At 70.3% G+C, this 9,202-nt stretch carries 15 protein-coding genes; 12 read left to right on the top strand and 3 right to left on the bottom strand.

The features are described from left to right. Positions 1-146: 146 nt before the first annotated feature. Positions 147-812 (bottom strand): hypothetical protein, encoded by a 666-nt coding sequence (locus tag MVA01S_RS27025; protein ID WP_144033087.1) that lies wholly within the window; start codon positions 810-812, stop codon positions 147-149. On the opposite strand from MVA01S_RS27025, the gene MVA01S_RS27020 reads away from it, so the two are divergent. From MVA01S_RS27020 to MVA01S_RS27010, 3 genes are all read left to right on the top strand, one after another. Then, complete coding sequence (locus tag MVA01S_RS27020; RefSeq protein WP_003933986.1) at positions 793-1,017, top strand: hypothetical protein; 225 nt, start codon at positions 793-795, stop codon at positions 1,015-1,017. The two genes, MVA01S_RS27025 and MVA01S_RS27020, sit on opposite strands and share 20 nt — an antisense overlap. A 49-nt stretch (positions 1,018-1,066) precedes the next feature. Then, on the top strand, positions 1,067-1,360 hold the full coding sequence (locus tag MVA01S_RS27015; RefSeq protein WP_040543306.1) for a hypothetical protein: 294 nt from the start codon (positions 1,067-1,069) through the stop codon (positions 1,358-1,360). A gap of 236 nt (positions 1,361-1,596) precedes the next feature. After that, positions 1,597-2,019 (top strand): hypothetical protein, encoded by a 423-nt coding sequence (locus MVA01S_RS27010; RefSeq protein WP_003933984.1) that lies wholly within the window; start codon positions 1,597-1,599, stop codon positions 2,017-2,019. 16 nt (positions 2,020-2,035) lie between these two features. On the opposite strand, the gene MVA01S_RS27005 is transcribed toward MVA01S_RS27010, so the two are convergent. Then, a complete protein-coding gene (locus tag MVA01S_RS27005; RefSeq protein ID WP_003933983.1) occupies positions 2,036-2,389 on the bottom strand; it encodes a helix-turn-helix transcriptional regulator in 354 nt (117 codons plus the stop codon). Between the two features lie 78 nt (positions 2,390-2,467). Here MVA01S_RS27005 and MVA01S_RS27000 point away from each other — a divergent pair, with 78 nt between their 5' ends. The 7 genes from MVA01S_RS27000 to MVA01S_RS26970 are packed head-to-tail and all read left to right on the top strand — an operon-like array spanning position 2,468 to position 6,351. Next, positions 2,468-2,947 (top strand): SRPBCC family protein, encoded by a 480-nt coding sequence (locus MVA01S_RS27000; protein WP_003933982.1) that lies wholly within the window; start codon positions 2,468-2,470, stop codon positions 2,945-2,947. 48 nt (positions 2,948-2,995) lie between these two features. Beyond that, positions 2,996-3,718 (top strand): Clp protease N-terminal domain-containing protein, encoded by a 723-nt coding sequence (locus MVA01S_RS26995; protein ID WP_003933981.1) that lies wholly within the window; start codon positions 2,996-2,998, stop codon positions 3,716-3,718. Between the two features lie 35 nt (positions 3,719-3,753). Then, on the top strand, positions 3,754-4,236 hold the full coding sequence (locus MVA01S_RS26990; protein ID WP_174539001.1) for an RNA polymerase sigma factor: 483 nt from the start codon (positions 3,754-3,756) through the stop codon (positions 4,234-4,236). Beyond that, the gene (locus MVA01S_RS26985) at positions 4,233-4,832 is read left to right on the top strand and encodes a methylated-DNA--[protein]-cysteine S-methyltransferase (protein WP_003933979.1); all 600 of its coding nucleotides are present in this window, start codon (positions 4,233-4,235) and stop codon (positions 4,830-4,832) included. The genes MVA01S_RS26990 and MVA01S_RS26985 overlap by 4 nt, the downstream gene beginning before the upstream one ends. A 29-nt stretch (positions 4,833-4,861) precedes the next feature. Next, positions 4,862-5,287, top strand: coding sequence for a PPOX class F420-dependent oxidoreductase (locus MVA01S_RS26980; RefSeq protein ID WP_003933978.1), 426 nt, complete (start codon positions 4,862-4,864; stop codon positions 5,285-5,287). 48 nt (positions 5,288-5,335) lie between these two features. Then, positions 5,336-5,830, top strand: a complete 495-nt coding sequence (locus tag MVA01S_RS26975) for a hypothetical protein (protein ID WP_003933977.1) — start codon at positions 5,336-5,338, stop codon at positions 5,828-5,830. After that, positions 5,815-6,351, top strand: coding sequence for a GNAT family N-acetyltransferase (locus MVA01S_RS26970; RefSeq protein ID WP_003933976.1), 537 nt, complete (start codon positions 5,815-5,817; stop codon positions 6,349-6,351). The genes MVA01S_RS26975 and MVA01S_RS26970 overlap by 16 nt, the downstream gene beginning before the upstream one ends. Here MVA01S_RS26970 and zapE read toward each other — a convergent pair. Continuing rightward, the gene (gene zapE / locus MVA01S_RS26965) at positions 6,327-7,364 is read right to left on the bottom strand and encodes a cell division protein ZapE (RefSeq protein ID WP_003933975.1); all 1,038 of its coding nucleotides are present in this window, start codon (positions 7,362-7,364) and stop codon (positions 6,327-6,329) included. The two genes, MVA01S_RS26970 and zapE, sit on opposite strands and share 25 nt — an antisense overlap. A gap of 34 nt (positions 7,365-7,398) precedes the next feature. Here zapE and MVA01S_RS26960 point away from each other — a divergent pair, with 34 nt between their 5' ends. Both MVA01S_RS26960 and MVA01S_RS26955 read left to right on the top strand, forming a co-directional pair. Beyond that, a complete protein-coding gene (locus MVA01S_RS26960; RefSeq protein ID WP_040543301.1) occupies positions 7,399-8,208 on the top strand; it encodes a pyrimidine reductase family protein in 810 nt (269 codons plus the stop codon). A gap of 24 nt (positions 8,209-8,232) precedes the next feature. After that, positions 8,233-9,202, top strand: a 970-nt coding sequence (locus MVA01S_RS26955; protein WP_159426355.1) for an alpha/beta fold hydrolase, incomplete at its 3' end; no start/stop codon positions are given.

The following is a 9,202-nucleotide window of genomic DNA, read 5'->3' as shown; positions in this document are numbered from 1 at the left end:
GGGGGGGGTGGAGGGGTCACCCCGGGTGGGGGGTATATGGCGGCGGCGCAGGTGTGTCCACAGCGGCACCAGGAGGTCTGCCGTGGTGGAATCCTTTGCCTGCGAGGGAAAGGAAGACCTCGCGGGTTTCACGCCGCCGCCGATGGTCACGGGCGCCCTGTGCCGAACCCCGCGGGGAGTGGTCGGACTCCTTGCGGTTTGCCACCGGAATGCAGGTTGGGAACCTTGGGAATCCTGCCGGCGCGGGGAAGGTTTAGCGTCGGCGGCACGTAGTGCAAGGTGTTGAAGAGGCTGTTCTTCGAGAACTTGGCGAGGGCGCTGAGGTCGTCGAGAGCGTCGCGCGTGCCCGCGTTGCGTTCGAGCCAGTCTTCCTTGATTGTGGACCAGCCGCGGACGAGTGCTCTTTCGAGTACTGCTGTGGCCATGATGTCGTAGCCGCTGCGCAGCGCGGACTGGTAGATCTCTTCTGCGTCGTCGCGGTCTTCGAGTTGGCGTGCGCGGGATTGGGCGTCGCGGAATGAGACGACTCGTGCTGGATCGGTTGCGGCAGAGGGTGAAAGGCCGAACACTCGGCGCTCCAGCTTCTCCTTCGCCCTCTTTACCGCCGCTTTCTCGCGGGCGTGTCGTTCGCGGATCTGTTCGGTGATCTCGTTGTGGAGCGGTTCGAGGTGCTCCCATTTCCCCTCAATGGCGAGGGTGCGGTCGGCGGACACCGTGTCGCGTACCCGCGTGAATTCTTCTGAATACAGAGCGACGGAACCGCCGCAGCCTGAGACGAGACGAGACGCCATCGTGAAGATCAAGATCAACAAGGCCGCTCTCCGTCAGTTGCAGCGGCGGGCCACCCGAACGATCGACGCGCAACTCGGCGACAGCCTGCAGGTGCCGAAAAGCGGATCCGAAGACGACGCCGTCCGCAGCGTCGAGGACCAGCTGCACAAGGCCGGACTGACGCCGAATACCGCCGAGATTCGCCAGCTCGTCAGGGATGCCCGCACCAAGGACACCTCCGGGTAAGCCCCCTCCCCAGCCGCCCGCTGTCGAACATATGATCGAATACGTGGCGATGCAGAAGATCGGGCACGGCGGGCAGCCCCTCCGCCCGGTCTTCCGCCGCGTGCACCCGCCCCGGGCTGTCCTTGTCGATCTGGTCGCGCTGTTCCCGCGCGAACCGCACTGCGAGAGCCGCTATCACCCGAAGGGTCTGCAGCTGGACGCCATTGTCGAGGGCCAGCTCAAGTGCTGGGGCTTGAGCGAGCAGGGCCGGTGGTGGGGTCTGGTCACCTACCGCGTCTGCCACGGCAGCGACAAGGACCCGGTGACCCACTGGGTGCCGGCGTCGGTACTGCGGCTCAAGTAGCGCTTTTCGAAGGCGGCGCCTAACTGTCTATTAGGTGGCTCTCAGGTTCGACTCCTAGCGTCAGCAGTGTTCGGTCTGACTGAACGCCAAGACGAACCCGATACGCTCGGCCCGCCACCTACCCCCCGGGTGACGGGCCGAGATCGTCTTGGCCGACCGAAACCTCGCAGCCGCCCCACCGCACCCGCTAATGTCGCGGTACGCCGGTACGGCTTGGGACGACGTAGGGGTGGTACATGATCCGCGAAATGCTCGCAGCGACCGCGCTCGGCGCGGCGGTCCTGTGCTCGACTCCGACCGCCACCGCCGAGCCGGGGCCCATGTTCCCCGACAAGCCCGGCCGCTACGCCACCGACGTACCGGGGATGGTCTACGACGCCTACCGCACCGCACCCTGCACCAACATGGACCGCTTCACCTTCGGACGCGGCCCCGGCGGCGAGGCGCTGCAGTGCCGGTGGATCCCCAACCAGTGGCCGCCGATCTACACCGGGTTCTGGCAAACCAGCTACGAGCTCGTCGGCGTCCGCGATATCGGCGGCCCGTGCCCGAAGCCGCAGTCGGCCGCCCAAGCTCCCGACGGCCGGCCGCTGGTCTGCATGGGCTCTCAGGGATGGCAGGCCGGCAAGTTCAACGGGGTCGGCTTCACGCCGATGTGATCGCGGCCCTCGGTGGTCACACCGAGCGCAGAGTCCGGCTGGGTTCGACGCCGAACACCTCTTTGTAGGCGCTGCTGAATCGCCCGGGATGGCTGAACCCGCACCGCCCCGCGATGGAGGTGACGGTGTCGAACGCGGGGTCCGCCGATTTCAGTTCCCGGTGGGCCCGCTCGAGCCTGATCCGCCGCAGATACTCCAGCGGCGTGGTCTGCAGGTGCTCGCGGAACGCGTACTGGATGGCTCTCGGTGTCACGTCGGCCGCCGCGGCGATGTCGCGAATCGAGATGTCGTAATGCGAGTTCTCGTGGATGAAGTCCACCGCGCGCCGCAGCATCCGCGGATGCGGGGAGGTGCTCCCGTTGGTCTTCATGGTTCTCCCCGATTACCGACATCCTGGGCAGATGAAACGCAAGAGTGACCCGTGCCACTCACATGGCACCATCGAGCGATGACCGATCGCATCGAGGTATCCCGCACCATCGCCGCGCCGGCGGCCGACATTTTCGCCGTGCTGTGCGACCCGCAGGGGCACGTGGCGATCGACGCCACCGGCATGCTCCAGGACGCCGACGGCGCCCCGGCGCGCGCCGTCGGCGACACCTTCGTGGTGCACATGGATCGTGAGGCGCTCAACGACTTTCCCGAACTCGGCCGCTACGACGTGACGGTCCAGATCACCGACTATCAACAGGACGAATTGATCGCATGGACGATCCTCGGTCGCCTCAAGCCCCAGATCGGCCACGTGTACGGCTACCGCCTGGCGCCCGCCGACCAGGGCACGCTGGTCACGTCGTTCTACGACTGGTCCGACATCCACCAGCAGTGGCGCGACGCCGGCATCTTCCCGGTGGTCTCCGAACTCGCGCTGCGCGGGACGCTGGGCATCCTCGACCGCACCGTGCGCCGCGGCTACCCCCGCGGCTGACGTCAACCCAGGGTTGACGACACACGATCGTCAACTTACGGTTGACGCATGAGCGATGCCGCCAAGATCCGCCACCCCGTCCGGCTCGACGACCTCATCGACGTGATCACCCAGGTCCACGACCAACCGCTCGACCAGCTCACCGACGCGGTCCTGGCCGCCGAAGCGCTCGGCGAGGTGGCCGACCACCTCATCGGTCACTTCGTGGACCAGGCCCGCCGGTCGGGCGCGTCCTGGACCGAGATCGGCAAGTGCATGGGCGTCACCAAACAGGCCGCCCAGAAACGGTTCGTCCCGCGCACCCCCGCCGACACCGCCGCGCTCGACCCGAACGCCGGCTTCAGCCGGTTCACCGACCGTGCCCGCGCAGCGATCGTCGAGGCACAGAACACGGCGCACGCAGCAGGCAACCCCGAGATCCTGCCCGCCCACCTGATCCTCGGTCTGTTCGCCGACCCGACCGGGCTGGCGATGCGCCTGCTGGTCGGCCAGGGCATCGACGTCGCGGCCGTCGCCGACCGGATCACGTTGCCGCCCAGCGTCGGTGAAGTGCCTGCCCTGATCCCGTTCGACACCCGCGCGAAGAAGGCGCTGGAACTGACCTTCCGCCAGGCACTGCGCCTGGGCCACAACTACGTCGGCACCGAGCACCTGCTGCTGGCGCTCTACGAGGAAGAGGACGACGGCGGTGTGCTGCACGGCCTCGGCGTGGACTGGGACCGCTTCGAGCGCGATCTCCGCGACGCGCTGGAGGCGTTCAGTGCACCGTGATCTCACATCCGCGCCCGCCCGGGCGTCTTCATGATGTGAAGGTGCAGCCGTTCGAGGAGGTGGTGACCCGGCACGGGGCCACGGTGTTGCGGGTCTGCCGCGCGGTCGTCGGCGTCGCGGACGCCGAGGACGCCTGGTCCGAGACGTTCCTGTCGGCGCTGCGCGCCTACCCCGAACTCCCCGAGGACGCGAACGTCGAGGCGTGGCTGGTCACCATCGCCCACCGGCGCGCCCTCGACGTGGGCCGGGCGCGGACCCGGCGCGCCGTGCCCGTCGCCACGCTGCCCGACCGGCCCGACACCCGGGCCGACCCCGCGCACCGCGATCCCGATCTGTGGGCGGCGCTGCAGCGACTCCCCGACAAGCAGCGGCACGCGGTGGCCTACCACCACATCGCCGGGCTGCCCTTCGCCGAGATCGCCGCCATCCTCGGCAACACCCCCGACGCGGCCCGCCGCGCGGCCGCCGACGGCATCAAGAACCTGCGCGCCCACTACCGCGAGGACGGAAACCCATGAGCACCAACATGTTCGACGTAACGCCCGCAGACGACCGCGACACACTGGCGCGCCTGCACGACCGGCTCACCACCGCGGCCGACGCCGACGGACTACTCGACCTGGCCTACCGCACACTCGACTCCCCCGTGGGCACGCTGCTGCTGGCGGCCACCCCGGCCGGGGTGGTGCGGGTCGCATTCGACGTCGAGATCCACGACGCCGTGCTGGCCCGGCTCGCCGAGACGCTGAGCCCCCGCATCCTGCACGCCCCGGCCCGGCTGGACGCCGTGGCGCGACAGCTCGACGAGTACTTCGGCAAGCGGCGCACCACGTTCGACGTGCCGGTGGACCTGCGGCTCGCGGCCGGGTTCCGCCGCACCGTCCTCGAGCACCTGCGCGACATCGGATACGGACGGCGCCAGAGCTACGCCCAGGTCGCCGCCGCCGTGGGCAGCCCCCGCGCCGTGCGGGCCGTCGGCACTGCGTGCGCGCGCAACCCGCTGCCGGTGGTCATCCCGTGCCATCGCGTGGTCCGCTCCGACGGCGGCACCGGACAGTACGTCGGCGGCGCCCGCGCCAAGACCGCGCTGCTGGCGATGGAAACCGAGGAATGAAACGGCACGGCGCGCGCGTAGAACGTGGCATGAAACTCAACGACGCCGCCCGCGAACTGATCGGCAACGGCGCGGACGCCACCCTCGTCACCCTGAACCCCGACGGCAGCCCCCAGGTCACCCTCGTCTGGGTCGCCCTGCAGTCCACTCCGGACGGCGACGAACTCGTCACCGCGCACCTCGCCGAGCACCAGAAGGTCCGCAATGTGCGACGCGATCCCCGAGTGGCGCTCACGATCCTCTCGCCCACGGGCGTCGGAAAGGCGATGCGGCCCTACCTGGCCGTCACCGGGACCGCGCGCGTGGTCGAAGGCGGTGCACCCGAACTGTTGGCGCAACTGGCCCAGACGCTGTCCGCCCCGGACTCCGGCTTCCCGCCACCAGATGCGCCGCCCGGATACCTGACCAGAATCCGCATCGACAAGGTCGGTGGCGTCGGCCCCTGGGCGTCCTGAGGGCCAAGACCATCCAGCCGCCGGCGCCGGTGTGCGATCATGCCAGGCATGCGTCGCTGGCTCGTAGTCCTGTTCGCCACCCTGGCCACGCTCGGCGGCGTCGTCGCTGCCCCGGCGTCAGCCGCGGACATCCCGATCGGGCGGCTCGGTGAGACGCTGCGCGTCGAGTACGAGGGCTTGGTCGCCGACGTGTCAGTCAACAACATCGTGCCCTCGGCGCCGCCGCCAGGCTTCGGCTACCCGCCGCGGGCGCCGCGCTACCAGGTCTACCGCGCCGACATCACCGTCACCCCGGTCCAGGTGCCCACGCCGTACGCGATGGCGATCACCTTCTCGTTCCGCGGCGTGACCCCGACCGGTGACGCCTACGAGTCCCGCAACAGCGACGCCCCCGACGCACTGCAGCGCCTGATGTCCAGCGCGGTGGCGGGACAGACCTTCACCGGCGGGGTCTGGTGGGACTGCTACCGCGACCTGGTGTCCAATGTCGTGCTGGTGGACAAGATCACCGGAACCCGCCTGGCGCAGTGGAACGTGGCCTGAGGGTCGAACCCGCCGACGCGAGTCAGGTCGCCGAACTCGCCGACGTGGCCGCCCGCACCTTCCCGCTGGCCTGCCCGCCGGCGGTCGGACCCGACGACGTCGCGGCGTTCATCGCCGAGAACCTGTCCGCCGAACGGTTCGCCGAGTACCTGGCCGACCCCGACCGGACCGTGCTGACCGCCGTCGAGGACGGCCGGATCCTCGGTTACGCCATGATGATTCGCGGTCTGCCCGACGACGCAGACGTCACGGCCGCGGTCACCGCCCGCCCGACGGTGGAACTGTCGAAGATGTACGTGCTGCCCGACGCGCACGGCGGCGGCGTCGCCGCGGCGCTGATGACCGAGGTGCTACGGCACGCGCAGACGCTCGGCGCGGCCTCGGTGTGGCTCGGCGTCAACCAGCGCAACGAGCGCGCGCAGCGCTTCTACGCCAAGCACGGATTCGTCGTCACAGGCACCAAGAGGTTCCGCCTCGGCGGCCACTGGGAGCAGGACTACGTGATGGTGCGGTCGGCCTGACCGGCGGCGGTCAGCGCCAGCAGACGCGACGTCGCCCGCAGGTACTTCTTGCGGAAGCCGCCGGCGAGCATCTCCTCGCTGAAGACGGTGTCCAGCTTGGCGCCCGACGCGGTCACCGGGATGCCCGCGTCGTAGAGCCGGTCGGTCAGCGACACCAGCCGCAGCGCGACGTTCTGGTCGTCGATCGGATGCACGCCGGTGATGAACACCTGCGTCACCCCCTCGATCAACGTCAGGTACCGCGACGGGTGCATCGTGGCCAGGTGCGCGCACAGCGCGTCGAAGTCGTCGAGCGTCGCCCCGGGCACCTGCGCGGCCCGCTCGGCCACCTCGACGTCACCGGGCGGCTCCGGCGCCGGCGGCAGGTCGCGGTGCCGATAGTCCGGCCCCTCGATCCGCACCGTGGTGAACATCGCTGCCAGCGTGTGAATCTCGCGCAGGAAGTCCTGCGCGGCGAACCGGCCCTCACCGAGCTGCTCGGGCAGCGTGTTCGACGTCGCGGCCACCGACACCCCGCGCTCGACGAGCGCCGACAGCAGCCGCGAGATCAGCGTGGTGTTGCCGGGGTCGTCGAGCTCGAACTCGTCGATGCACACCAGCACGTAGTCCGCCAGCAGCTCGATGCACTCCTGGAAGCCGAACACCCCGGCCAGCTGGGTCAGCTCGCCGAACGTGGCGAACGCCTTCTTGCCCGGCACCGCGTAGTACGACGACGCCAGCAGGTGGGTCTTGCCGACACCGAACCCGCCGTCGAGGTAGACCCCGACCCCGGGCAGCACCTCCCGCTTGCCGAACAGCTTCTTCTTCCCGGCCCGCCGCTGCTCGGCCTGCTCGCAGAACCGGCGGCACGTCTGCACCGCCTCGGCCTGCGACGGCTCGGCCGGATCCGGCCGGTAGCTGTCGAAGCTGACGTCGGCGAACGTGGGTGGCGGGATCAGCTGCGCGATCAGGCGTTCCGGGGTGACGCTGGGCTGTCGATCCACCAGATGTGCGACATCACTGGACCCGTGCATGCACGCACCCTATCGGCGTGCTGTGATTCTGCGTATGTCCGGCGACGGTGACGGGACGCAGTTCACACTGCTGGGGCCCGGCGAGGAACTCGGTTCCGCGGACCTCCCGGCCCACTACACCTATCCCGAGGCCTACCCCGACGGCCTGCGCCGGTGCTGGGTGCGCGCCAACATGATCACCTCCGCCGACGGCGGCGCGACCAGCGGCGGGAAGTCCGGCGAACTCGGCGGCGACGGTGACCGCGCGCTGTTCGCCGCGCTGCGCGAACTCGCCGACGTGATCGTCGTCGGGGCCACCACGGCGCGGGTGGAGAACTACTCGGGGGTCCAGCTCGGCGCCGCCGCGCGGCAGGCCCGCCGGCACCGGGGCCAGTCCGAGGTGCCGCCGATCGCGGTGCTCACCCGGTCGGGCCGGCTGGACCACGACGCGAAACTGTTCGACCACAGCGAGGTCCCCCCGCTGATCCTGACGTCGACCCGCGCGGCCGGCGACACGCGGCAACGCCTGGGCCGGGTCGCGGAGGTGATCGACGCCTCCGGCGCCGACCCCGACTCGGTGGACCCGCAGGCCGCGCTGGCGATCCTGTCCGAGCGCGGCCTGCTGCGGGTGCTCGCCGAGGGCGGCCCCGCGACCCTCGGGCTGTTCAGCGCGCACGACCTGCTCGACGAGCTCTGCCTGACCGTCGCGCCGACCTTGGTCGGCGGCACCGCGTCGCGCATCGTGACCGGCCCGGCCGACGTGCGCAGCGCGCTGCAGTTGCGGCATGCGCTCACCGACGCCGACGGCTTCCTGTACCTGCGCTACGTCCGCGACGGCCGTGGCTCAGCCGCGGCCGCCGGATAGTTGCCGGTCAGTACTGTGGTGCCCATGCGTCGTCTGGTGCCGGCTGTCGTGCTGTCGATGGCCGCCGTACTCCCGCTGGCGGCCTGCTCCCCCGGCCTGGCCGCCAACCCACGCTTTGCCACCGACTCCGGTGCCCGCCCCCAAGGTGAGCCGCAGACCAGCGACACTCCCCCGGGGCCGCCGGGCATCGAGGTGCCGAAGAACGACCTGTCCTGGCGCGACTGCACCTCGCGGGTGTTCGCGTCCGCGGCGGTGCAGGCCCTGCCCGGGGTGAAACTCGACTGCGCCAGCTACGACGCCGATCTCGACCCGATCAACGGCGCCACCGGAACGGTCAGCATCGGCGTGGTGCGCGCCACCTCCGTGCAGACCCCCGCCGACGCCGGCCCGCTGGTGATGACCACGGGCTCGGACCTGCCGTCGTCGGTGCAGCTGCCGGTGTGGCTGTCGCGCGCCGGCGCCGACGTGCTCAACAGCCACCCCATCGTCTCGGTGGACCGGCGCGGCATCGGCCTGTCCGGAGCACTGGACTGCCGCGACCTGTTCGACCGGCAGGAGATGTTCGAGCAGGCGCAGTTCCAGTCCGGTGACGACCCGGTCGCCAACCTCGGCGCGATCACCATGACCGCGACCACCAGCTGCACCGACACCATCGCCCCCGGCGACTCGGCCTACGACAACGCCCACGCCGCCGAGGACATCGAACGGCTGCGCACCACCTGGGATGTCCCGGCGCTGGCACTGCTGGGCATCGGCAACGGCGCCCAGGTTGCCCTCGCGTACGCCGGATCGCACCCGAACAAGGTGGCCCGGCTGCTGCTGGACTCGCCGCTGCCGCTGGGCATCTCGGCCGAAGCCGCTGCCGAGCAGCGGGTCAAGGGCGAACAGGCCGCCCTCGACGCGTGGGCCAGCCAGTGCGCGGCGACCAGCTGCCCGGCCGGACCCGACCCCAAGGGCGCGGTGGACGCGCTGCTCGCCGACGCCCGGGCCGGCC

It is taken from the genome of Mycolicibacterium vaccae NBRC 14118 = CIP 105934, from assembly GCF_001552715.1.
Classification (GTDB): Bacteria; Actinomycetota; Actinomycetes; order Mycobacteriales; family Mycobacteriaceae; genus Mycobacterium; species Mycobacterium vaccae.
This window is presented reverse-complemented; position numbering and strand designations above follow the sequence as displayed.